The sequence below is a fragment of the Rhodospirillaceae bacterium genome, assembly GCA_040219235.1.
In the GTDB taxonomy this organism is placed as follows: domain Bacteria; phylum Pseudomonadota; class Alphaproteobacteria; order Rhodospirillales; family Rhodospirillaceae; genus WLXB01.
In genome coordinates this window covers 556,353-580,579 of record JAVJSV010000016.1, presented here as the reverse complement: position 1 = coordinate 580,579, position 24,227 = coordinate 556,353, and the positions used below count along the sequence as shown (strand labels likewise).

The 24,227-nt window shown below is 48.8% G+C and carries 22 protein-coding genes; 9 read left to right on the top strand and 13 right to left on the bottom strand.

Annotated features, from left to right (window positions below; all coding sequences use genetic code 11):
* Nucleotide 1: 1 nt before the first annotated feature.
* Nucleotides 2-868 carry a methyltransferase gene (locus RIC29_17365; GenBank protein ID MEQ8736695.1) on the bottom strand — a complete coding sequence of 289 codons (867 nt, stop codon included), beginning with the start codon at nucleotides 866-868 and terminating at the stop codon, nucleotides 2-4.
* Between the two features lie 111 nt (nucleotides 869-979).
* On the opposite strand from RIC29_17365, the gene RIC29_17360 reads away from it, so the two are divergent.
* From RIC29_17360 to RIC29_17340, 5 genes are all read left to right on the top strand, one after another.
* Nucleotides 980-3,100: a hypothetical protein gene (locus tag RIC29_17360; GenBank protein ID MEQ8736694.1), complete on the top strand. Its 2,121-nt coding sequence runs from the start codon at nucleotides 980-982 to the stop codon at nucleotides 3,098-3,100.
* A gap of 16 nt (nucleotides 3,101-3,116) precedes the next feature.
* Nucleotides 3,117-3,476, top strand: coding sequence for a hypothetical protein (locus RIC29_17355; GenBank protein MEQ8736693.1), 360 nt, complete (start codon nucleotides 3,117-3,119; stop codon nucleotides 3,474-3,476).
* A gap of 5 nt (nucleotides 3,477-3,481) precedes the next feature.
* Nucleotides 3,482-4,522, top strand: a complete 1,041-nt coding sequence (locus tag RIC29_17350; GenBank protein MEQ8736692.1) for a hypothetical protein — start codon at nucleotides 3,482-3,484, stop codon at nucleotides 4,520-4,522.
* Nucleotides 4,523-4,647: 125 nt separating this feature from the next.
* The gene (locus RIC29_17345; protein MEQ8736691.1) at nucleotides 4,648-5,067 is read left to right on the top strand and encodes a LysM domain-containing protein; all 420 of its coding nucleotides are present in this window, start codon (nucleotides 4,648-4,650) and stop codon (nucleotides 5,065-5,067) included.
* Between the two features lie 195 nt (nucleotides 5,068-5,262).
* On the top strand, nucleotides 5,263-6,834 hold the full coding sequence (locus tag RIC29_17340; protein ID MEQ8736690.1) for an SPOR domain-containing protein: 1,572 nt from the start codon (nucleotides 5,263-5,265) through the stop codon (nucleotides 6,832-6,834).
* A gap of 74 nt (nucleotides 6,835-6,908) precedes the next feature.
* On the opposite strand, the gene RIC29_17335 is transcribed toward RIC29_17340, so the two are convergent.
* Nucleotides 6,909-7,880, bottom strand: coding sequence for an alpha/beta hydrolase (locus RIC29_17335; GenBank protein MEQ8736689.1), 972 nt, complete (start codon nucleotides 7,878-7,880; stop codon nucleotides 6,909-6,911).
* Between the two features lie 3 nt (nucleotides 7,881-7,883).
* Nucleotides 7,884-8,960, bottom strand: a complete 1,077-nt coding sequence (locus tag RIC29_17330; protein ID MEQ8736688.1) for an SMP-30/gluconolactonase/LRE family protein — start codon at nucleotides 8,958-8,960, stop codon at nucleotides 7,884-7,886.
* 158 nt (nucleotides 8,961-9,118) lie between these two features.
* Between RIC29_17330 and RIC29_17325 the strand changes: the two genes are divergently transcribed.
* Nucleotides 9,119-9,979 (top strand): NAD(P)-dependent oxidoreductase, encoded by an 861-nt coding sequence (locus RIC29_17325; protein ID MEQ8736687.1) that lies wholly within the window; start codon nucleotides 9,119-9,121, stop codon nucleotides 9,977-9,979.
* Between the two features lie 22 nt (nucleotides 9,980-10,001).
* Here RIC29_17325 and RIC29_17320 read toward each other — a convergent pair whose 3' ends face one another.
* The 3 genes from RIC29_17320 to RIC29_17310 form a co-directional block, all read right to left on the bottom strand.
* Nucleotides 10,002-11,450 carry an aldehyde dehydrogenase family protein gene (locus RIC29_17320; GenBank protein MEQ8736686.1) on the bottom strand — a complete coding sequence of 483 codons (1,449 nt, stop codon included), beginning with the start codon at nucleotides 11,448-11,450 and terminating at the stop codon, nucleotides 10,002-10,004.
* A 127-nt stretch (nucleotides 11,451-11,577) separates the two neighbouring features.
* Entirely contained in the window at nucleotides 11,578-12,369 is a 792-nt protein-coding gene (locus tag RIC29_17315; protein ID MEQ8736685.1) for an alpha/beta hydrolase, read from the bottom strand.
* 55 nt (nucleotides 12,370-12,424) lie between these two features.
* Nucleotides 12,425-13,285 carry a methyltransferase gene (locus RIC29_17310; protein MEQ8736684.1) on the bottom strand — a complete coding sequence of 287 codons (861 nt, stop codon included), beginning with the start codon at nucleotides 13,283-13,285 and terminating at the stop codon, nucleotides 12,425-12,427.
* Nucleotides 13,286-13,590: 305 nt separating this feature from the next.
* Here RIC29_17310 and RIC29_17305 point away from each other — a divergent pair, with 305 nt between their 5' ends.
* Complete coding sequence (locus tag RIC29_17305) at nucleotides 13,591-14,808, top strand: hypothetical protein (protein ID MEQ8736683.1); 1,218 nt, start codon at nucleotides 13,591-13,593, stop codon at nucleotides 14,806-14,808.
* Here RIC29_17305 and pepN read toward each other — a convergent pair.
* Nucleotides 14,805-17,459 carry an aminopeptidase N gene (gene pepN / locus RIC29_17300; protein MEQ8736682.1) on the bottom strand — a complete coding sequence of 885 codons (2,655 nt, stop codon included), beginning with the start codon at nucleotides 17,457-17,459 and terminating at the stop codon, nucleotides 14,805-14,807. The two genes, RIC29_17305 and pepN, sit on opposite strands and share 4 nt — an antisense overlap.
* A gap of 134 nt (nucleotides 17,460-17,593) precedes the next feature.
* Between pepN and RIC29_17295 the strand changes: the two genes are divergently transcribed.
* Nucleotides 17,594-18,889: a hypothetical protein gene (locus RIC29_17295; protein ID MEQ8736681.1), complete on the top strand. Its 1,296-nt coding sequence runs from the start codon at nucleotides 17,594-17,596 to the stop codon at nucleotides 18,887-18,889.
* A gap of 29 nt (nucleotides 18,890-18,918) precedes the next feature.
* On the opposite strand, the gene RIC29_17290 is transcribed toward RIC29_17295, so the two are convergent.
* The 4 genes from RIC29_17290 to RIC29_17275 all read right to left on the bottom strand — a co-directional run bounded on the left by RIC29_17290 (nucleotide 18,919) and on the right by RIC29_17275 (nucleotide 22,932).
* Nucleotides 18,919-20,154, bottom strand: a complete 1,236-nt coding sequence (locus RIC29_17290; GenBank protein MEQ8736680.1) for a hypothetical protein — start codon at nucleotides 20,152-20,154, stop codon at nucleotides 18,919-18,921.
* A gap of 211 nt (nucleotides 20,155-20,365) precedes the next feature.
* Nucleotides 20,366-21,067: a DUF1045 domain-containing protein gene (locus RIC29_17285; GenBank protein ID MEQ8736679.1), complete on the bottom strand. Its 702-nt coding sequence runs from the start codon at nucleotides 21,065-21,067 to the stop codon at nucleotides 20,366-20,368.
* A gap of 133 nt (nucleotides 21,068-21,200) precedes the next feature.
* The gene (gene dusA, locus RIC29_17280; protein ID MEQ8736678.1) at nucleotides 21,201-22,208 is read right to left on the bottom strand and encodes a tRNA dihydrouridine(20/20a) synthase DusA; all 1,008 of its coding nucleotides are present in this window, start codon (nucleotides 22,206-22,208) and stop codon (nucleotides 21,201-21,203) included.
* Between the two features lie 220 nt (nucleotides 22,209-22,428).
* Nucleotides 22,429-22,932: a hypothetical protein gene (locus RIC29_17275; GenBank protein ID MEQ8736677.1), complete on the bottom strand. Its 504-nt coding sequence runs from the start codon at nucleotides 22,930-22,932 to the stop codon at nucleotides 22,429-22,431.
* 149 nt (nucleotides 22,933-23,081) lie between these two features.
* Here RIC29_17275 and RIC29_17270 point away from each other — a divergent pair, with 149 nt between their 5' ends.
* Nucleotides 23,082-23,486, top strand: coding sequence for a hypothetical protein (locus tag RIC29_17270; protein MEQ8736676.1), 405 nt, complete (start codon nucleotides 23,082-23,084; stop codon nucleotides 23,484-23,486).
* A 24-nt stretch (nucleotides 23,487-23,510) separates the two neighbouring features.
* Here RIC29_17270 and RIC29_17265 read toward each other — a convergent pair whose 3' ends face one another.
* Both RIC29_17265 and RIC29_17260 read right to left on the bottom strand, forming a co-directional pair.
* Nucleotides 23,511-23,864 carry a YdbL family protein gene (locus RIC29_17265; protein ID MEQ8736675.1) on the bottom strand — a complete coding sequence of 118 codons (354 nt, stop codon included), beginning with the start codon at nucleotides 23,862-23,864 and terminating at the stop codon, nucleotides 23,511-23,513.
* Nucleotides 23,865-23,887: 23 nt separating this feature from the next.
* A complete protein-coding gene (locus tag RIC29_17260; protein MEQ8736674.1) occupies nucleotides 23,888-24,118 on the bottom strand; it encodes a YnbE family lipoprotein in 231 nt (76 codons plus the stop codon).
* Between the last annotated feature and the right edge of the window lie 109 nt (nucleotides 24,119-24,227).

Below are 24,227 nucleotides of genomic sequence, written 5' to 3'. Positions count from 1 at the left end.
TTCATCTTATAAAAGCGTATCTGTGAAAGTTCGCTGAACCTGACTCAATGGGTATTGAGTACTCGCAGAAGGATTTAAAAAATGAAAGGCTTTCGCTTAGCAGCTCAGGGCTTATGTCTAGTATTATACTAGAACCTTTTCGTGTTTGCTCTAGAAACACACTTTCATACTCTTTGTAACTGTAGAGATAGCAACAAGAACGTAGAGAAATAATCACGTCGTAGACTGATTGAGTTTTGGTTGAAGCGGATACTTGATTGCTAGTTAAAAACCCCTCTGCAACCTCAAGAAATTCTTTTTTTATATCTATAATGGTGAAGATTTTTTCGTTCCCATCTATTTGGTCAATCAATATATTGATGGATCCGATGCCGCATCCAAGATCTAAAACTTTAGAAAAGTTAAGCGGAAAATAGGCTCTAATCTTAAAGAAATCGTCTAGTACCCAATAGCCAAGATAAACGGGAGACCAATCCACCTTTGCTAACTTTCCGAATACCGCTTGAAGAGTTTGCGAATATCGTTGCAAAACAAGCTCTTTGTCGGTGTTGAATGATTCACGATTTCCTTTGAAATCAGCCAGGGGTTTAGAAAACTCTTGCGGCATACGTATCCTGCCGGGGCCACCGAGGTATGTCGAAATATCTACTTCATAACCACACCCTGATATTGATCCATAAGCTTGTTGAATTAGTGAGTGCCGTGCCAGCAATTCATGAAGCTCTCGGTTTTGCTGATTCTTAAACAGGCGCTCTACAAAGCCGGGATACTGTTTCATCAGGAGGTCGTATTCTGTGACTGCTGAATAATAATCTTGGTTTTGCGTGACCTGAATTACATTCCGTAAGATATCTTCTGGCTTATCCACATTTTGGCCTTAATAATTTAGAACTGTAGCTGCAATGATATTGTTGGTAGCTTTAAAATATGATTGAAAGCAAAACTAAATAAACAACTTTATAATTATTTAAATGACAGAATGACATACACAAAACTCACCTTTCAACCCGGTATTTATAAAGATGACAGCCCTCTCTCCGCAGAGGGCTTTTTTATTGATGCCGACAAAATCAGGTTCGTGCGCGGGAAGCCGCAAACCATCGGCGGCTGGGAAACGGCGTCAACAGATACCCTGACCGGTGTTTGCCGTGGTGTTCATTCCTGGCTTGATAACCTGGGACAAGTCTATGCGGCTTTTGGAACGCATCAACGGCTTCAGGTTTTCTTTGACGGCGAAGTGTATGACATGACACCCGTTGTCTCTCGTGGAACATTAATCGACCCATTCACAACTGTTGATGCGTCAACAACGGTCACGGTTAACCATGTAGCGCATGGATTGAATGTGGATCAAGTTGTGCGTTTTTCAGGGGCGTCGCCGGTGGGTGGGGTGACGCTGGATGGTGCGTATAATGTTGCACAGATATTCGATGAGGACAGTTACGCTGTGTTGCATAGCGCTGCTGCGACGTCCTCCGCCAGCGACGGTGGCACAGTTTCATATGAATATGATCTCGCGCCAGGTTTGATTGATGGCACAGGTGGAGCCGGATACGGCACGGGTGCTTACGGTGTTGGCGATTACGGTATTGTATCGGACATCGATTACTTCTTGCGCAGCTGGTCGATGTCGAATTGGGGGCAAAACCTTATAGCCAATCCGAGAGGCGGCGCGATCTATGAGTGGGCCCCGAATATTGGGGCTGTTAACCTAATAGAAGATGGTTCGTTTGATTCAGGAGGCGCGTGGACAATTGGAACGGACTGGTCTGTCAGTGGCGGTGTAGCCTCTCGTGTTGCGGGTGCGGGAGCGAGCAATTTGTCGCAGAACGTGACGCTGCCGCAAAGCTCATGGTGTTTGCTGACGTTTGAAGTGACAGCCTACAGCGCTGGTACACTTCAGCCTATGGTCGGAACCGATACGATGGGGGATGCGATTACGGCGACCGGGCGTTACACGCGTGTATTTTTTTCCGGCTCAGGGGGCGCGCAGGTTTTGCATTTTAGTGCGGATGCGGCCGGCATTTTTTCGATTGATAACGTAACCGCAATCGCTTTCTCGACAGCGTCTGAAATTCCAAATGCTCCCAAAAGGGCGACTTCTATTCTGGTGACGCCAGAACGTATGTTGGCGGCGCTGGGGTGTTCTGACTCAAATGGTAATTTCGATCCTTTGCTGGTGTGCTGGTCAGACCAGGAAAACAATCAGCAATGGACGGCGACAGCCTCTAATACCGCGGGCTTCTACAAGCTTGCGAAAGGTGGGCGTATTGTTGGTGGAAAACCGGGCCGTGGAGAGAACTACATCTTTACCGATGAAGGGCTCTACACCATGCGGTTTGTGCCGGACCCTACGGTGGTTTACCGCTTCGATCATGTGGGAAGTGGCTGTGGCTTGCTTGGTCCGAACGCGGCTGTTGTGGTTGATGGGCAAGTTTTCTGGTGGTCTAATTCGGGTGAGTTCTTCAGATACGCGGGCGGTGTGCCGCAACCGCTGCAATGTACGCTCAGGCGGGACGTGTTTGAGAACCTGGCGAAGGTGCAAGGAGATAAGGTCTTCGCGTTCCGGGTCGCGGCATATAACGAAGTCTGGTGGTTGTATCCTGATAGCCGCGAAGGGAATGAATGCTCCCGCTATGTGGCCTATAATTTTGTGGAAAATGTATGGACGTCAGGAACGTTTGACCGGTCTGCGTGGATTGACAGCGGTGTGCTGAGATTTCCAATGGCGACAGGGTTAGATGGGAATATCTATTTCCAAGAAAAAGGAAATTCCGCGGACGGGGGTGTTCTCTCTTGGCGTTTGCAAAGTGGCAGAACGGATGCCGGGAACTCAAACGTGCACAAGGATGTGTATGGGCTAATCCCTGATTTCGAGGATTTAAAAGGCGGAGTCAATCTCACCGTGCAGTCCTGGTCTTATCCGAGCAGTCAGCCTGCGGATTATGGGCCGTATGGCATCACTCAAAATACAGGCAAGATTGATCTCCGGGCACAGGGTCGCGATTTAGCCGTCTTGCTCGAAGGCTCATCTGCACCAGCGTTTATGCGTTTAGGCGCGCTGCGCGCTGATATCCGGCAGACGCAATCAAAGCGGTGACGGATCTGGCAAAGCGATGACAGACCTGGCAACGGAATGGGTGAGATGCAGGGATTGGTTGGCTCCTGCGCTTGAGAGAAGTCAGCGCTTTTTTTCCGAAGCTGATGTTATCGATGGCCTCGTGCGAGGGGAGTATTTCCTCCGTGGCGGCGCAGCGTCAGCCATTGTTTATACGTTGTCGGAGTATCCCATGGCCAGTGCCATGGTTTTTCTGCTGGCGGGCGGTGCGCTTGATGACATTGCAGGGCTTGAAGCTGATTTAATTAAAAAGGCACGAGAGTTGGGATGTGACCGGGTTGAATTCTGTGGCCGGCGGGGATGGACTCGTGCGCTGGGATACACAGAGGCGTTTTGCATAGGCATAAAGGATATATAAATTTCATGGGCGGAATTTTTAATGGTAGTAAGAGCAAAAGCAGCAGCAAGTCTTCGCAATTCCTTGTGCCATGGGTTGCCGAGGCTGGCCAGCAGAACCTGGCGTTGGCAAATAAGCTCACCGCGCCTTTTGTTGCAGATGTGCCGACAGAACGTGTGGCCCGTTTTAACAACGATCAATTGCAGAGTTTTGATCTCACCCGCAACTATGCGGCACAACAAAGCCCGCTGACGGCCAATGATCTTGGCTGGTCGCATTACAACACGCTGGCGCAACAGGGACCGTATACGCTGGAGTCCCAAGGTGGAATTCCGCAGATGGGTGCCGCAGCGATAGGCGACGTTCAGAATGTTGCTGCCCAAACCTTCACGGACGCCGATATGTCGGCGTATATGAATCCTTACACCAGCCAAGTTGTTGACGCGTCTCTCGAAGATTTGGGTGCGAATTATGCGCGCACGCTCAATGCCTCTGACTTGCAGCAAGCGGCAGGTGGTGCCTTTGGGGGTGGCCGACATGGCATTCGCGATGCACAAGTGGCGGATGATTATTTACGCAACGTTGGCAGCACATCTTCACAACTGAGGCATCAAGCATTTGGAACGGCGGCGGGATTGATTCAAAATGATCAAAATCGAGCTTTACAGGCTGCCCAATCGAACCAAAGCGTCAACTTGCAGCGGGCGATCCAGCAAGCTCAATTGCAGCAACAGGCGAATTCAACCAATGCCGATTTGATGATGCGGGGACGGCAAGCGGATATTTCGTCGCGGTATCAAAACGATGCCCAGCGATTAAATGCTGTGCAGGGCATGGCGGGGGCGAAACAAACCGCCCAACAATTGGCGGATCAGCGTATTCTTCAAAACGCAGAGCTTTTGGCGCAAGCGGGCCTGCAACAACAGCAGCAAGAGCAAGCGAATCTGGACGTGCCGTTTAATATGGCGGAATGGCGAGCAAATATGCTCTCAAATACACCGTTTCCGACGCTTTCGAACAGTTCCAGTAAATCGTCATCATTGTCTTTCGGGGCTAATTTTAAATAAGTAATCCGAGACGCAGGATTTCGGGCTTTGGCGTTGGCCGAACGAATGCTGGTACGTTAGAGACCGGTAATGCGGCTCATGGCAAATCACTGGTCAGGTACGGCAATTCTGGATAGTGTGTCGAAATGCCGAACTCTAGAAAAACGATTGTCCTTTTTATTGTTGCTGTTGTCTTTACAGTCAGCTTGGTTACTTTGGTTGTTCAGCACATCGGCAGTCTTGAAGCTACGATTTCTACCCTCAGTTCAAACAACATGAGGCTTGAAAAATCCCTAGAAAATAGTGAGCAGGTGAACTCTGACTTACTCAGTGAAGTCGAGAACCTAAATGATCAACTGGCTGAGTTATTGCAGCCAAAACTCGTGTCTGGTCCCGCAAGATTTCCGATTTCAAGAGTATTGGCACGTCAGGGGGATACGGTCTCAAAGCTTGCGCAAAGGGAAGGGACATCTTCCGCTGTTATACAAGCCCTAAATCCATGGTTAGATGGTAAAACAGATTTAATTGCCAGTCAGGCAATTTGGATCCCCAATCCCGAGCCATAATTGCCGAAGCGGATCCGTAATAAGGTTAGCTTTGTTTTGCGAAATTTCATTTCAATAGAGGGCCTTACTCGTTCGGTTAATTGTTTCTTAAAGTGTTGATACAATAGTCAAAATGGGAATGGAGTGGGTTTTCAATAGATTCGTCTCGTGGACGATGTCTATTTTGAAGACTAAATGGTTTGGGTGGATTCAGATATGCAGGCTGTTAAGCCAGCTGTAATCGCGACTGCATCATTAATGATTCTGCAGGGCTGCGCTGGACTCAACGAACTCACAGATGGTGAGCTTGCACGATTTGTTGTTGTGGAGCGCTCACAGAACCAGGAATTTGTTCCGCAGCGCGCGGCCAGTCAGGGTGCGAGTAGTCAAGATGCAAGCGCAGCGCCAATGGCAAATCAACAGCCGGTTATGGCGGTGCGCAGCACGGACAGCGCTATAGGTGCACAAGCGGCCGGGCCAGCTTTTGTTGATCCGATCAACGCACCTCCGCCCCCAAGTGTCGCGCCACAGCCATCCCCAGCTGCCCAAATGACAACTTCTCAACTGGCATCGTCTCAGGCGGCATCGTCTCAGGCGGCATCAGCGCAGAGTATGCCACCAGCCAGCCGCCCCATGATGCTCGTTCCTGCGCCAGGTGAGCCAATGCCGGTTTTCGAGGCCGCACAAGTTCAGCAGACGGCACCGCCGCAAGCTATGGTCAACGCACCGGCATCTCAGTCTGTAGGATCGTCTTCTGTGCAGCCTTCCTCGATGCAGGCTCAATCTCCCCAGACTCAATTTGAACGGGCGCAGCCCATGCAAGCCGCAGCAGATCAGCCTCAGCCGATTATGGCGGCAAGCCCCACTAGAACCGAAACGGTTGTGATTTCATCTGTGGACCCCCAACCCACTTTGGTGGGACGAGAGTTTATTCCGGCCTCAATTGCGCCGGACGGGCCGATGTCGGAGTCCATGTTGCCCGGTGACATTGCATTAACGCGTGAGCAAAAAAATATTCTGGAACGGTTTGCTATTTTGGAGCGCTTGACCGAAGAGGGGCTGCTCACGCGTCAGGAGCGCGATCAACGCCGCGCCCAGAACATCGGCGCCTTATTGCCATACTCTGCACCGTCACCGGCGCGTTTCCTCGGCCGTGAAGTGCCAAGCGGTGATGCAATTTCCGCGCGGTTGGCGTCGTTACGCCGCTCTTTGGAAATGCGCGCGATAACGCCGCGCCAACATGCGTTGGAACGCAGTATCATCCTTGATGCTTTACTGCCTGCTGAGCCAAGGCAGCGTGCCCAGCCTGAACCGCCACCGTCTGATGTTATTGAAGCGGCAGCACTGATTGGGCAATTGGAGAGTCTGCGTTTCTCGGGCATTATTTCTGATCAAGAATTTGACCGGGAAAGATCTGCAATTGACAGCTATTTGATGACCGGGATGATCCCTGATACGTCTGATGACGTCGCATCAGTGACCTCTGGTCAAGCCGCTGAGCGTGCGCCTGCTGTTGCGGCATCCGCTCAGTCGGGTCTCGGGTTGCATCTCGCTTCGTATCGCACACAACAGGCGGCCGAGGCCGGCTGGCAGACAATAAGCGGCAAATACAAAGGGCAACTCTCCGGTCTGGACCCTAAAATCAACCAGGTGAATCTTGGCCAGGGGAAAGGCACATTTTTCAGGCTTCTTGCCGGGCCAGTGCAAGATCAACAACGTGCCAAGTCGATCTGCGACCAGCTCAAGCGATCAAATCAGTACTGTGATCCGCTTAACCTAGATGGTTAAAGTGTGGTCAAAGATGGCGTGAGCGTTGCGCTGGCCTTATCGTTTCTCTGTGTGATTTCTCTTTATCCTTGCTCTTAAAGATGATCGTCAAAAACGCGCGTTCCTTCTAGATACTCTTTAATCGCGATCGAGGTGACTTCGGGGTCTTCAAGTACGGCCATGTGCCCCAAACCTGGAAACACGACGAGTTGTTTTTCAGGAGCACTTTCAAGCAAATCCATAAACTCATAGGCTTGGTCTACGGTCACGACAGGGTTGTCCTCGCCCCACATGATAAGCGTTGGTGATTGTATTGATTTAATCATCGATACTATATCGCCAGAAATATACTGACTTGTGCGTGCCAACTCTGCCGGTCTGTGGCCTTCGCCCATCTGCATATCATGCCAGCGCTGAACAATCTCTGCGTCGACCTCGTTGGCGGAGCCGTAACCGCCTTCCAACATAAACTGAAACAACTGCTGTGGCGTGATGTAGGTCAAAATGTTAATCCACCAGGGCAATCCGCGTGGGGTGTCACGCCCCCTGACACCAGCATTCAAGGCTCCCGGGTTCAGCAGCACGAGGCGGTTGATTTGAGACGGATGCTTGACCGTGTAATGAATGGCGTGTGTGCCGCCGAGTGAGGTGCCGATAATATCGAAGCGGTCAATGCCCAAGGCTTCGTTAAACTGCTCCATAAGGGCGACGCCGCGTTCAAGTGTGTAATCGCCGGTGGGGTCAATTCCTGTCAGTCCGTGTCCCGCCATATCAAAACGGATCACCCTATATTTATCCTTTAACACGCTCGCCCACTCGTCCCACATGATGAGACTGCCCCAATGCGCGTGGAGCAGCATCACGGTTGGGCCATCTCTGGGGCCTTCATCTCTGTAGTGCACTCGCACACCATCAAGGGTCATAAATTGAGACTCCGGTGCCGCATAGCGCGCCTCCAGGGTTTCCATCGGAATGTCTCTATAATACCAAAGTGCAGCGGCAATTGAGATGATGCCCAGACCGGCCAAGATTCCAAGCGCTTTACCAATGATTTCTAATGCTTTCATTTTTTAGCCTCCCTGCATCTGACAAATGCGCACGCGCTTTTCAGTAATTGAGCCCATTAAGATCTGATCACCAACCCTGTTGGCCACGCTTCCGGCAGAGAACGTTGTGCCGTCTTCTTCGTAAACAGTCGTGATCTTAACTTGGTCATACGCGTTAAACGTTATGGTTTGTATTTGAGTTGGAGATGGTGATGAGGCATCGGTGAAGTGCTTTATCAGCGAGAGGGTGTTGGTATGGTTGGCAATCCACAAAACGCCATTCGCATCGACATCAATATTATCTACGCCACCCGCCAAGGATATGGTTTCCGGTTCACCGTATACTGCTCCATCGGTATTTAAGTCATAGACTTTTATGGATTTACCCAGGGTTTCGCCGACGAAAAGTTTTGTTCTCTCCTGATTTACGTTAATGCCGCCAGCAGATTTCAAATCGTCTGCCGGTATTGAAAATGTAGTTCCGTCGAAATAGACCAAAGGCGATAGCCCTATGGCCAACAGCATCTCTGCTGCCCGTTCCAAAGCATTTGATGCACCCGAGTCATTTGCCACATAAAAAGACGACTCACTTATCGCGACTATGTCGTTGGGTTTGATCAGCAATGGACTGCTGAAGGTTCTGATGTGCTCGAAAGCGGGGTCATCGCCATCTTTAATGAACAGTTCTATTTTTTCTCCATCCTCTGCATGGTTCAGAACGAATAGAGATGTTCGACCGCTAACGTTTGTAAACAGGCTCAAACCGTGGGGGCGAAAATCATCCGGTTGAGATATTAAGGCAGGTTGAGGAACTGGATTGTCTGCTCCCAAGTCTAAGGACAAAACTGTGCCAGTCAGGTGCTTGCCATTCCCAATTGCCCTTCGATCTAAGACAGACAGATAGGCTATTTTTGAGAGCCGGTTGGTTTGGATATCTTCTGCGCTGCCACCAGACAATGCAATGTTTTTGCAAGCCCCGGGCGAGACGGCCTCATTCTTGTAAAAAACTCCGCCTCTGACCAAGAAAAGTGAAGCAACTGCCCCTAAGGTCACGATGATCCCGAGAGTCATGAACAGCAAGAATTTGACGACGGATTTCATTCCGAGACCACTCATTGATTCAATGTTAGGTAACAGAGTGTCTTGCCTAAGGTATACATTCAAACTGAATATTATAGTTATCTGATGGTGACCGAGCATTGGGCAAGGTTTTAGAGTGACGCTCAATATCACTTAGTTTGTGGAGCAGGGGACAGAAAATGAAACTGGCATTCATCGGTTTGGGCGTCATGGGGTTTCACATGGCCGGACATCTGGCCGCCCAAAGCAAAAACCTGTTTGTGTTCAATAGAACGAGAGCGAAAGCTGAAGCCTGGTCAGAGCAGTTTAAGGGCGTTGTCGCGGACTCGGCCAGAGACGCATGTTCCAAAGCCGATATTGTGTTCTGCTGCTTGGGCGATGACTCAGATGTTGAACAAATTGTGCTGGATCGAGAGGGCATACTCGAAGCGATGAAGACCGGCGCCACGCTGGTTGATCATACGACAACGTCGGCACATCTGGCCGAGAATATATACGCCGCTGCCAAGGCGAAGGGTATTGCCTTCATTGATGCGCCGGTGTCGGGCGGTGAAGCCGGGGCCAAGAATGGGACCCTGACGATCATGTGCGGCGGTGATCAGGCGGCGTTTGACCGAGTAACAGACCTTTTGGCAATTTATGGCAGCCACGCGAAGTTGATCGGCGGTCCTGGGAGCGGTCAAAAGGCCAAGATGGTAAATCAGATTTGTATTGCCGGTGTGATTCAGGGCTTATCAGAAGCGTTGCGCTTTGGCATGAAAGCGGGCTTGGATATGGCGGCTGTGACGGACGTTATTTCGCGCGGTGCGGCGCAGTCCTGGCAAATGGACAACAGAGCCTCCACCATGATTGCCAATGAATTTGAGTTCGGTTTTGCTGTCGACTGGATGAGAAAAGACTTACGCATTTGTTTAGAACAGGCACGGCGGGTCGGGGCAACACTGCCTGTTACAGCGATTGTTGATCAGTTCTATGCGGACGTTCAAAACGAAGGCGGCGGGCGTTGGGATACGTCAAGCCTGATCAAGCGGTTGGCTTGAGGTGTGAGCCCTAGTTCGTTCTCTATATTTCGTGCAAATCTTGTAACTTAGCGGGCATGTTTGGGTTGGCCATAAGAGCTTTCTTGCGATAGAAGCGCAATATGGAAGCGCCGCCCATGCGAGAGCCTCCAATACCGGACAAGTTAAAAGAATTCTTTTCCGCGTCCCTTAGGATCGCGCCGGTCAGCGTCGTATCCATAAGGCTTACGCCACCCGCATTAATTCTTTTACCAATTTCCAATGCCTCATTTTCATCTCCAGCGATGACAGCGGCGGATAGACCAAACTCGGTATCATTTGCCAATGCCACAGCTTCGTCGATTGAGTCGAAGCCCATGACCGGCATGACTGGTCCAAATGTTTCGTCGCGCATTAGAGTCATTGAGTGGTCAACATTTGTCAGGATGGTAGGCTCGATATACTTGCCGCCAGCAATCTCTTTAGATTTGCCTCCGGCGCGTACCTTTGCGCCTTTTGCAATAGCATCATCAAGTTGCCGATCAATGATGGCCGCCTGCTTATCAAAGATAAGAGGGCCAACATGGCCTTTATGAATGTCTGCATCATTGAGAGAGATTTGCGCCGTCTTTTCGATCAGTTTATCCACAAAAGCATCATGTATTTCGTTGTCAACATAGACACGCTCGATTGAGAAGCAAATCTGGCCTGTGGCGTGGACAGAGCCTCTGAGAACGGCATCCGTCGCTCGATCAAGGTCCGCTGATTTTGTAACGATGACAGGGTCTTTGCCGCCCAGTTCAAGAAAGGCCGGTATGAAATTGCGGGCGCAGGCTTCTGCGACTTTCCGACCGGTTGGCACCGAGCCCGTGAAGCACACGATATCGACATGATCGATGATGTCCTGCCCGGTTTGACCGCCACCTGCAACGTAACTGAGGACTCTGTCTAACTCAGGCACGGCGGCGATCGACTCTTTGAGCGGCTCAATGAAGCGCGGCGTAACTTCGCTCGGTTTTATAATGGCTGCGCTGCCGGCGATGAGGGCCGGGATAGCGTCTATGCTGCTGAGCATGAGCGGGAAGTTCCAGGGGCTAATAACCCCAAGTAAAGAATACGGAACAAGCTGCTGGTGGAGTTTGATCGCAGGCATTGTGGAGGATTGTCCCACATTTAAAGCCTGCTGGATGACGCTCTCGGCTTTGTCGCACCAGCCACGTATTCCCCAAATGACAGCATCGGGACTTTCTGTTGAAAGCCGCCAACGACCGGTGTCTTGTGACTCAGCTTTTACGATGTCATCGCGTTTTGCTTCGACCGCATCGGCCCACTTCAACATGACTCCAATACGGTCTGCCAGCGGCGCATTGGCCCAATCCACCTGGGCACTGCGCAAGGATTGACATTCGGCGATGATCTCGTCTCGTGTCGGGGGCGTCACATGATAATCGACTTCGCCAGTGCGCGGGTTTTTAACCGGGATTGTGTTCAATCGGGGGCTGTCATCAGGCATAAAAGGGACCTTACTAAATTCTATGTTGGCCCCCAATTTAACGTTATCCGGAAGACAGTCAAAGTGCTTCCGTATTTTGGAAGGCTCTCATTAGGGGGTACTGCACAAAAATGGCTGTGGCGGCGGACTAATCGTCTAAATGAGATAAAATCTTATCGCTAATTTCAACTCGAGCGACATCGAACAGCCCAAATCCGTGGTCCGGCCATCTCTCAAACCGGCCGTTTTGAATGAGTGCTTCTGCGCGTGGTGATATTTCCCAAAGATCGTCTTTAGGGCCAAGCGCCAGGATCGGCTGATGAATTTGCGGGAGTTTTTCGGCGTAGGGATAAAGCATTGCAGCACGGCCACCCCAAAACGCGCGATCTCCGGCTTTGAGCTTATCAACAAATCCGCGCTGTATGAGCGGCAGGGTCATGCCTGGACCGGCCCACTTCACAGAGCGCTCCCATTCTGCGGAAATATGAGAGCCATCCTCCTTCATTGGGAGCGGCCAGGGAATTTCAAAAAAGGCGTCGATTTCCTGCTGCGTAAAGACGGGCATACCAATGAGAACCAAGCGTCTGATTTGATTTGGTCTACGCAGGGCAAGTTCGCTGCCGATCAACGCCCCGGTATGGTATCCGAGAATATCAAACGCATCGCAACCCAGCTGATCAATTAACTCCTCCATGACGTTTGCAAAGTCTTCGATGCTCGGCATGTCCTTGGGCGGGTCGGACTCGCCAAAGCCGGGCGTATCAGGGGCAATGACGAGACGTGTTTGCCCTATTGTATTTAGAATCTCAGTAAATGCGCGGCTGGACTGAGGGCTTTGATGGAAGCACAGCAAAGGTGTCTTTGCACTGGGGTCGGATTCAGCACTGCGGACATGCAATTGGCCCAATGAGCAATCGTAATAGTGGCGTTTAATTTTCAATTTTTACGATCCAAGTGAAAGCCCCCTCGCTATGTCAACGAGGGGGCTCAATACCTTACTCAGATTTTGGTTTTACAAACAGCAACGTGAAGCGGTCACTTTCACCAATGGCGAGACTCTTCTGGCGATCAGCGCCCTCTAAATTTGGAAAACCTTCTTTGCCGAAATAGCGCATTGTGGGTGGAAGCCGCCACACGCGTCCTTCGTAATCTTTGTCGTCCATTGGGTTGTCGTTGATGCTTGAAGACGCGACCAGTTGCCAGCCTGCATCCTCGGCCAACTTGATGGCATAACCTTCGTTGACATAACCGGAACGGGCTTTCGGGTCTTGCTTAATCATCGGGTCTCCGCGGTGTTCTACAACACCCAGGTAGCCGCCGGGTTTTGCCGAGTTGTACATGATTTCATACATTTTCTCGGCTGTGTCGCTGCCCATCCAGTTATGAATATTGCGGAAGGTCAAAACAAGGTCTGCCGTTCCTGGTGCAATAGGTTGAGTGGCTTCCATGCCTATGCCTGTTGCTTCTGCGTCGCCGTAGATTGACTTGTTGGCTTCTAATGTTTCAACAAAACTGTTGAAGGAGTTTTGTGAGCGCTCGCTGACGTTGGGGTCTGGCAGCGCCGCATAGTATTTTCCTGTATTTGCCACAACAGGCGCGATGACTTCTGTGTACCAAGCACCTTGCGCGAAAATCTCTAGAACGGTCATATCTTCTTTGAGTCCAAAGAAGGTCAACGTTTCATAAGGATTTCTATATGCATCTCTGGCGACTTTTTCTGCGCTCCGGTGCTCTCCAGCGATGGCCTGTTTGAGACGGGCATCGGTATTATCAGCGGCGCTTGGTGCCGAGAACGCGACAGAGCCGAGAAAAACGGCAGCAGCAGCGTGAATAATAGATCGGTTCTTGAGGTGCATAGTGACTTCCTTCTGAGAGTGATCGGGTTAAAAGATATACGCAAAATAGCTGCAGCTAACCTGCGCAAGATTACCGTTTTGTATTCGTACCTTATGTTAAGTTTAATTTTATCATGTTCACAGTAGCATACTTAATGCCGTCGATTTTGTAGTCCCATCTCGGGTTGCAATCGTTTTACATTGTCGTTTTGCATTAAAGACAACATTCGACCGTCGTTGGAAGGGCTCTTTTTGGCCAATATTCTGCATTTATCCTTAATTTCAGAGCTATTTTCCCCCAATTCCAGGCCAATTTGATCGACCCTATGGCACATATTCTCTTTTATCCTGCATTTCCAGACCTGGAGAGCCTGTATGATCAATTGTACCGCTCAATTTGGCATTTCTCGCCGATGGCGGAGCGCATTGATAAGATAACCTTTGCTTTTTCCGGCCCCGCTGCTGCTTTACCGGAGGCGGATCAATGCCTGCTTACGGCCTCGTCGCGCATCAGCCCGGATTTTGACCCGGACATTGTTAACTTCACAGCGGATTTTTTGGGTCGCATCTCTCTGGTTCATGAGAACGAACTCCGTCAAGCGAGTGAGTCTGTCGATGCCATTTTTGTCTGGAACGCGGCAGTAAAACAGACCGTGAAAGACGCCCAAGGTATAGGCCAGGCGCAAAAAGCAGATGTTGTGGTGGTCGACCCTAATTCGGTTCAGCAGGAAACTCTGGCCGTCATAAAATTTGCGTATTCACTTTGGTCAATTGAGGAACTCGATAGCCTAGTTGCGGAATCTTATTCGCTATTCCAAGAGCATGCGACGAAATGGAAGGGGCGGTCGATTAGTGCTTTTGGAAATGGTCCTTCATTAAGTGCAACCATGTCCGATAAAGTTGACTTAGGTGACTCGGTCCGGGCCGTCTGCAATTCAACAATCTGCGATGAACAATCACTTTTGTATTTAAACCCTGAGCTTTTGTTTTGCGGTGACCCAGTGCAGCATTGCGGCGTGTCGCGTTATGCAGGGGACTTCCGCAGAGGCATGGCCAAGGCCTTAGAAAACCCTAACCGAGTTCTGTTTACACAGCTCGGTTACGTTCCGTATTTTCGATCCGTTACGCCGCCAGAATGCCATAATCGCATTATTGGTATTGGCAATGACCGGCGACCGAAATTCAACCTTAATCTGGAAGCAGAGTATCTGTCTGCAGCCACCGCCAATATCTTTACTATGCTTGTGCTGCCGGTTGTTTGCACGCTGTCGAAAAATATTGATATCTACGGGTGTGACGGGATGCCTTTCAGAGAGGCATCCAACCCCTGGCAACATGCGAACGAGATGGATTACTCGAAAAGCATGTCGGTAACCCATCGTGTTCATAAGGATTTCTGGAACAGAAATTATGAAGAAGAGTATTGGTCCTATTGCCGCGATTTATTTGATATTTTATCAACGGCAGAGCAGACTGGGTACAATGTTAGAATTCGAACCCCATCATTTGTTCCAGCGTTAGCAAGTCGATTTATAGATTACTAAGTCGTTACATCTTGCAAAGATTTACTAACAAGCTCTTTAACATCTATTGAGATATCTTTCGTTGCAGCTATGCGCTTGAGTTGGGTTTCCATTAAGCTCCTTAGAGGGTGTTTATATCGCGGCCATTTCTGTAAGGAACTTGCTAGACGAGCAGCGACTTGAGGATTGATCCGGTCGATGGCTAGAATTTGGCTGGCTAAAAAATCATAAGCAGCACCAGAAGAGTGATGAAAGGCCGTTGGGTTTTGAGTTGCAAAGGTACCTAACAGCGCTCTGATCTTGTTTGGGTTTTTCTGATCATATAATTCATGAGAAAGAAGAGTTTTAACTCTCTCAAGAGTTTCAAGGCTCGTGTGTCTTGCTTCAAGACTGAGCCACTTATCCACGACAAGATGATTGTCCGCATACTGCTCCGAGAATTGTCGTAAAGCTTGTTTCCTTAGAGGACTTGTAGTTTCGTTGAGAGCGATAAGGGCAGACCATTTTTCGGTCATGTTTGTCGCATTTTGATACACTTTAAATGCAAGTTCAGCATTGTCCTGTGTGTTGGCACAAACAAGATAACTAAGCACAACACCTTTAAGTGCCCTATGACCAACAAGATCTGCCTGTGAGGCATTCTTTGGATTGTGAGCGAGAATACCTTGCAAGGTATTCGTATACGTTTTGCCAATCCCGGCTTTAAAATTTTTCCGAACAGAATGTATTTTCGCTGGGTCAACGAGATCCAAAGAGTCTGCGATCATGTTTTCACTAGGAAGCGTCAATAGTTTTGCCGACATCTCTGGTTGATCGATGGCATGATCGAGAATTTTTCCAAATGGGAGTGCTATCACGCTAAGTGCTATACTTAGAGCTTTTGAGTTACATTCTTTTGTCAGCAGCCCAAGGTATAAGTGCTGAATCGCAAGCCACCTTGAAACAGCATCCGGGTCATGAATTGCGATAACCGCGAGGTCGTCATGACTTTGCGGCGGCATTGTATGTACAGGTGCCGCAAAGCCCCGGTTGATTGAGGCAACAGGGGCTCTTGTTTTGCTAGGAATGCCTTTGAATATGAGTGTTTCTTTAGCGTTCTTCAGCGAGATGAGATGTGTATGCTCTGCCGTGTTATTTGAGCCATTAAGCTTTGTTTTTAGAGGGCCATGCTCCTGATCGATAAATCCGATACTTAATGGAATATGCATGGGCTTTTTGATCGGCTGACCCGGTGTTCCAAGGCATGATTGGGTTAGGTTGAGTGTGACCTGGTTTCTTGAGGCATCATAATGACTTTCGTAGCTGATTCTCGGCGTTCCAGCCTGCGTGTACCAGATCATAAACTGACTCAGGTCACAGCCAGAAGCGTCTTGCATTGCAACTATAAAGTCCTCGCATGTTACGGCTTGGCCATCATGCCGTTGAAAATATAGGTCTATTCCTTTGCGGAAATTATCTTTTCCAATGAGTGTGTGAATCATTCGCACAACTTCCGCACCTTTCTCATATACGGTGTAAGTATAGAAGTTGTTTATCTCTGAGTAGCGATCCGGTCGTACGGGGTGCGCGAGAGGCCCAGCATCTTCTGGAAACTGTGTTTCGATTAAGCGTTGGACGTCATCGACTCTCTGTACGTCTTCATTACGTTGGTCAGCAGAAAACTGTTGATCACGAAATACAGTTAAGCCTTCTTTGAGGCTAAGTTGGAACCAGTCTCGGCATGTCACCCTGTTGCCTGTCCAGTTGTGAAAATACTCGTGCGCGACGACCGATTCGATCCACGCATAATCGGTATCGGTTGCTGTTTCGGGATCAGCAAGAATGAATTTATCATTGAAGATATTGAGTGACTTATTCTCCATGGCTCCCATATTGAAATCTGAAACGGCAACAATGTTAAATTCGTTTAGGTCGTACTCCAGGCCATAAACTTTTTCGTCCCAAGCCATCGCACGTTTCAGGGAGTCCATAGCGTATTCACACTGCGGTGTTTTCCCAGGTTCGGCATAGATGTTTAAGGAGACGGGCTTGCCGGATTTGGTCGTAAACTGATCATTTAGTTTGTCTAATTTTCCGGCAACTAACGCAAACAGATAACTTGGTTTTGGGAAGGGGTCCTGCCAAACTGCGTAGTGTTGTTGCTCATTGAAGTCGCCGCGTTCTATACAGTTACCGTTCGAAAGCAGAACCGGGTATTCTTTTTTATCTGCGACGAGTCTTACGCGGTACTTCGTCAACACATCCGGTCTGTCCAAGCAATATGTAATTCGCCGAAACCCTTGTGCTTCACATTGTGTGCAAAACCGGCCTCCCGTCATAAAGAGACCTTCCAGCGCATGATTTTTGTTAGGTCTAATATGTGTTGTAACGGTAAGCGTAAAAGAGTCTGTTGGGTTTGAGATTGTGAGCTTTTGTGCTGATTTTGACCAGAGTTCTGGGTTTAGAACTTTGCCGTCAACCAATACTTCAACCAGTTCGAGGTCTTCTCCGTCCAATTCAAGTTGCTCAGAGGGTTCATTTGAATCAGGGTTTCTGCGGTATTCGGTTGTGCTGATGACTTTGGTGCATACTGGGTCCAGATCAAACTCTAAGCAGATAGAATCAACAAAATAAGGCGGTGGTGTATAATCTTTCAGGAGAATGGTCTGATGAGGGGAGGTGTTCGTACTCATGGATTTGGCCTATTAACTTACTAACTGTCGCGCAGACTAAGACCTTGCAATAATTTCACAATCACAAGTTTTTCTTAACCGCATTGAAATACAGTACACTTGCTAAATAAGGCGTGCTTATAAGGAGTGGGGTCATGCGAATAGTCGCATTTGTGCCTGCCAAAGGCCAAAGTGATAGAATAGCCAATAAGAACACAGTCATTCTTGATGGTGAACACCTGTTCAAACGGAAACTCAGGCAACTGCTTGAGTGTGACCTAATTGACGAGGTCTACCTTGATACTGAATCAAGAGATCTCATCGACCTTGCATCAGACTTGGATGTTAAAGTCCTCACGCGCGATCCAAATTTGGCATCCAATTCAACGGATGGTCACGCATTATTTGCCAATGAGTGCGCTCAAGTTGATGCTGATATCTACATTCAGAGTCTCTGTACTAGTCCTTTCATTACAAAAGACACTATTTCAAGAGCGCTTAAGGCCCTTTTAGAAGATGAGAATTCTGACTCCCTTGTCGCTGTTCAGAAAAAAAAGCAATACCAATGGGTGGATGGCCGCCCTCAATATGGAGACGGTAAAATTCCAAATAGCGTGGATTTACCTGAGTCGGTTATTGAGTCCATGGGGTTGTATATGGTCCGACGTGATGGGGCGAGTCCACCGAAACAAAGGTTTGGGAAATCACCACTTCTATTCGATTTAACCGAGGAAGAGGCAGTTGACTTAAACTGGCCAGATGACCTTGCCTTTGCCGAAAGAATTTGTGCCGGCTATCGGGCAGCTCATAATGCGAACCTAGATGCAATACGACCACACTTATATTCATCGCTCTTGGCAGACATCTCAAAAGACAGAGGGTTATCGACTCTCCTCCCCCCCGGCTTTCAACGTGTGAGTGGCCGCTCAGTGCTGGGTGTTGCAAAAACGCTCGAACTCAAAAGACTTAGAAAGGGGGATGATTGGCACGGTATCTATGACGCCCTGTCCACATACGATTTTGTCCGGCCTGGTGACGTCATCGTTGTGCAAAGCGAAGTGCAGGACGCGGCTTATTTTGGTGACCTGAATGCCAACATTGCTATCCGGTCCGGAGCCGTCGGCGCAGTCGTTGATAGTTATACGAGGGATAGTCGAGCCGTAAAGGATTTGGAATTTTCTGTCTTTGCAAAGGGCATTTACAGTCACGACATCAAATACGAAGGTACTGTTGCAGCCATGAATCGGCCCATTCAAATCGGGGGAGTCACCATCAACAATGGAGATTACGTTTTTGCTGACGATGACGGTGTGGTCGCAATTCCAAAAGAAATCTGGCCGTCTATTGTTGAGGAAGCTATGGCTGCGCTGAAAAAAGAGTTTGATATTCGCTACAGCATCATGATGGGCCAAGATGTCAGCAAGGTCCTAAAAGATCACGGTGCCTTTTAAACATTGCTGGTGTCGAATAACTATCAGGCTCAAGTCTTATTAATCAGGTCATCACGCAGTAAAGGCTCGGTCGTCTTTGGTGTGTGCCGGAGAGGGGCGCGTAACCCAGGCCCGCCAATTTCGTCGAACCCACATTTGGCAGCGACAGTTATGTCACTTTTTTCGGTGAGACCAAAGACGTAAGATGGTCTGTCTCGAACTGAATTTTTAAACTTCATCAAATCTCTGGTCAGAATATCAGAGCTCGTGGACGCAATTGCGGATGCGTCGCATCCGATGACGACCTTGCCGGCAGCTAGCACAGCTTCGTTTGGTTCGTTCAGATCTGTGAGTATTGAAACATCGCGCGCCAGCGGCTTCAGCAAGTCTCGTGCAGTGAGTAAAGAGGCCGCCGACACTGATTTGGGAACGGCTACGATCTCAGTTCTTAAGTACAAAAAACGGTGTGCGTCTTGAAGCTTTTCAAGTGCTTGGAAGACCAATCTTTGGTTGGGAGATAAAACAACAGCTAAAGGAATAGGAACAACAAGCTTTGCTCGAACGCCGTCTTTTATCATTGAGTTTAAGGCAACAGTACATGCTCTGGTTACAGCAGTTGAATTAGCAGCAACCAAAGAGGGGTCTGACCTTGAAAAGGGATCGCCTCGGTCACCGGCGAGTGGACGGCAGACAAACATATCTATCGCTTGTGAGTCGGCTGACCACATCGGCCAGTAAAGCAATTTTAGCCCGTGCTCTGCCGTTACTATTTCGGATGATGACTTCGGGCTTTGCGTTGACTGAGTATTTTTTTCATGGTCAATGGCATTGGACGTAGTCGGTGGTTTTGTTTGTCTGATGCGCTTATCGCGTCGAGCTATGATTGCCCTAGCTTGAGCGACTGCTTTTTGGATTGCTTCTTTATTGATTGATCCATCTACAGACAACGCAGTTGTGAGGTCGATGGCGCTTGTTTGAGGGGTTAGGTCTGAGTCATCATTTGCTTCAAAGCGCGCACCCACTAACTTCTCACCAATGGTGGCTGCGATATGTTCCGCAAAAGAAGCCGCTTCACTCTGAGTTAAGTCTGGAGTTATTAAAAGCCAAGAATACTCATCTTCTTGTATGGCCGTTTGACCTTTGCCAAGCATTCGGTCAATTGTAGTTTCTGCGATTAGAAAAATACTTTTTTGATGCTGCTCCCAGAGGTCGCCCAAGTCTTCTCTGAACTGGTTCAGTGTTATCGCCTGTACGACTCCGTATGACTTACTTTCTTTATCGGCCAATAATGTCCCAAGTGCGAGATCAAGGGAGTCGTCAGACCATTTGCTGCTTTTTTCTGTAACACGCCGAACGCTTTGTGGACTTGTCGTATTGGTGCCAGACTTAAGCCTCGTCAGCAATCCAGATACGATAGGAATCTTCATCGTGCTTAGCTCTTAAGTTTTGTCATATAGCCTGTGGCTCAAAAACATCGGCTTTCAAAGGCACGATTTCTTAATTTTGCCCTAAACGAACACGCTCAACAACGTGCATCGGTTCATGCGGAGTATTCTGACGGCAAACCGCTATCTCAGTTATCTTGATTGGTTGACCTATAATATCACGACACTTTTCTTGAGCACTTTTCATAAGGATCGCACGCTCGGCGTCGCTTTCTGTTTTTTCTGTCAGGGTCATATGAAATCTGAACTCTTCCAGAACATAAGGATACCCCCAGTTCTCCAGCATCTGTTCCTGATGCACAGTCAGCTTACCTTGCCTATACTCTGCAAGTTCTTGTTCTGACCGGCGTTGTCTGAACCCTTCTAAAGCGCGCACACAGTTGCTTGCCAGTTTTTCCAACTGCATGGATGATGTTTCAGGAGAGAGCGCCAGAAATTTTCCAATGAAAGCAAGTTCGAGTGGAGGAATCTCTATTTTGGAGAGGCTTCTCGCAAGGATGTGTGTCGCGACCAATAAGCCCTCGGGCGACGTATTCTTCGCCAGTGAAAAAGGTGGCTTAAGCGTGCCATGAAAGCCATACAAGCGAGGCGTACTTGTTATCGCCTTGAATTGGGAGGAAGAAATAGAGTTGATTTCGAGTTGTTTGACGCTTGCACCGGTTTCAATATCAATGCCCAGCCATTCTTGCCCAAACTTAGCAAGAGCACTGTCTCTCGGTGGGACATAATAAACGGCATAACGTTCAGCCGGCATTTTTATTCCTTTTCCCCGCAGCGTTATCGGTCCTCATAGACTCTGAGCACCAACCCTTAATTTTGGGTATAGCAGAATAAGAGCTTTCGTTCCCAACGTTAGTTCTGAGGTAGTTTCGACCCTAGAAAGAGTTTTATGCCGCTTTGCGGTCTATATTCATCAACTCTAATGCCTCGTAAAGTAGCGAAGCAGATGCACCAGGCTTCACAGCGTTTGTGCACAAGTGGCGGCGCCAGCGCCTTGCACCAGGGTATCCATGAAACAAACCTAAAATATGACGCGTCATTCGATGCAAAGGTGTACCCTTAGAAATCTCGCGCTCACAATAAGGGACAATCCGTTCAATAACATCTAATCGCGATAGAGCGTTTGTCGTTTGGCCGAAAAATAAACTGTCCACTGTTGAAAGAAGATAAGGATTTTCATAGGCAGCACGGCCGAGCATCACTCCATCGACAAACGGAAGGTGGCTTAATCCGTCCTCGATGCTTGTGATGCCGCCATTTATGATGATCTCAGTGTCCGGGAAGTCGCTCTTTAATCTGTGAACTCTCTTGTAGTCCAGAGGAGGCACATCTCTGTTTTCCTTAGGGCTCAAGCCTTTTAGCCATGCTTTTCGTGCATGAACGACAACGGCCTGACAGCCCGCCTCAATTATTCCCGCAACAAAAAAATCCAGGGGAGCATCCGTATCCATATCATCAATACCAATCCGGCATTTCACGCTTACGGGTAAGCGAGTGGCCTCTGTCATGGCACTTACACAGTCCGCCACCAGTTGTGGCTCAGCCATAAGACAGGCTCCGAAATTTCCACTTGATACCCGATCACTTGGGCAGCCGACATTTAAGTTGATCTCGTCGTAGCCCCACTGCTCACCAATGATGGATCCCCTGGCAAGTTGCTTTGGGTCTGATCCACCTAATTGCAGTGCGATGGGATGTTCGGCTTGATCAAATTCAAGAAAACGTTCTGGATCGCCATAAAGAAGGCCGTTAACCGGCACCATCTCAGTATAAAGAAGGGCGCGCTGGCTTATGAGACGCAGGAAATACCTAGCGTGCCGGTCTGTCCAAGCCATCATTGGGGCCACGCTAAATCGGCGTGACAGACTAAAACTATTTTGGCGTTCCTCAGCCATATCGAACCTATTCATAATCTCAAGAGACGGGGTAGTACCTCTGCAAAACCCCCTTGACAATATGTTCCCTAAATGTTCTTTTTAATAAAAGAACAATACAGGAACACGGGAGATCGAACATGAATGCTACTAGATACCTTAAAGACTCTTTGGCTCTGCTAGGGTTATTTGGTGTTATTTACTTGTGGGCTGTGGTCGCGTTTGCACTTCAAGCTTAAGTCTATTTTGATGCGTTGGTGAGTTGGTTAACACCTGTTTCTTGCTTAATGCTTTCTGGATCAAAAAGCCCATCTTGAGTGAGTTGGGCTGCTGCTGCCGCTGCAAGTAATGCTTTGTTTATTTTGAGTTTTTTGCTGCGGTCAAAGCTATAGAGTTGGCGGGACCAGATATTTTCAGCCATAATTTTGAATAGTCCCAGCATTCTGAGACAGACCGACAGGCCTTTGACGGTTTTAAGGTCGAAGGCGCGATGAATTGCTGTGGCCCAGCAGATCGCGTCATAGTCATCGAATTGAAGCTCGATTGTGTTGCTAGAGTGGTTATCAAAAATAACGCCGCTGGGCGTTTTCTCATCTGCCGTGAGGCCGAGTTCAGCTGCGGTGCTCGCGATTTCCCAAGCATGACTTAGATCATTGAAGCCTACGGGTGGCAGCTTGTCCGCGCCGAAAGGCGCACACACCATATTTCTGCCGTCAGACTGCAACTCAGATGGAAAAGTGTACATTAACCTAGCCTTAGAGAACTGCTCAACATAATAGGCCGTTATGCCACGTAAGGGGCAGAAATATTGACATTTGAGCTGTTCAGGCATTATATGAGAGTGCGTGGAAAATATAAAATAAAAGCCTGCGCCGATTACTTAGGTATTAGGTCATGAGTACCGCTTTAGTCTCTTCAAGTACGCTGGCATCCGCCACGGCGCGGATAGACACTACGCGTGTCGGGAACTCAACGACCTTAGGTTATGTAGATGCCCTCGACCAGTCCATTGGAGCCCGACCAGGCGACCAAGCCTTACAGTATGATGAGCGCTGGTCTGATCTGCATGGCGATAAGCGGCAAAATCTTGGCCAGCATCGCGATAGATCAATCAGGTTTGGCGGGATATTCGTGTCTCGTGAAGTTGGAACAACGATAATGCAGGCTCAAGCTCAGGCCTCATTACCGAAGTCAACGTCAATACCAGAAGCCGAGAAGCAAATTCGCATCTACGAATTTAATCAATCTCTCATTGGCACACCAGAAGTCGTTACAACGGTTGGTGTTGCCCGGTTTTAGATATTATGACTTTGCGCACGTTCCTTAACGTGACCAGTTTCCTGAAGCGCTCATGACATACCACCCATTTTGGCGTGCCCGTTGTAAGAGCTTTTCACCGGCTATTGCCTGTACAGCTTGGATAGGTGCGCCGTCCTTAGCTGCGAGTTGTTTGTAGCTCTCTAGCCGCGCGGCGTTAACTTCTAAAATCAGGGTGCTGACTTCCGCAGCCACTTGCGGGGACACCGCTGCAATCAAGCCGTCTGGTCTCTCGCCAACTAATCCTAAGTCGCGGGCTTCATCCAAAGTAACGGCGTAAGCCGGACCGGCGATACCTAGGCCGATTATAACAGATAAAACGGTTAAAAAGGATCTCCGGGTTTTTTGGAAGTGAGCCATTGCCATTCTCCTCTGGAAACAAACTAGAATATATCTGGATTCTCAGTCAGCAAGTCTTCAACACCTTTCTCGACCCTAATCCGAACTTCTTGCTCAATTTTGACGTTTAGGTTGATCACTATGGGCTTATCTGGGGCCTGTACTTTGACCGTGGGCGAGCAGGCACTCACAACAACGCCAATAAGCAGAACAGATATTAACTGTTTGAACCGATTGAAGCCGTTGTTTTCCAGTATTGAATGTAAACGCAACATCGTTTTTCAAACTCCAAGCCGGATATACGCTCAACGCTTTAGGGTTCGCAGAGCAAAACGTCAATTCCTGAATCAGTACTATTCAAGATAAACCACAAATTAGGCTTAT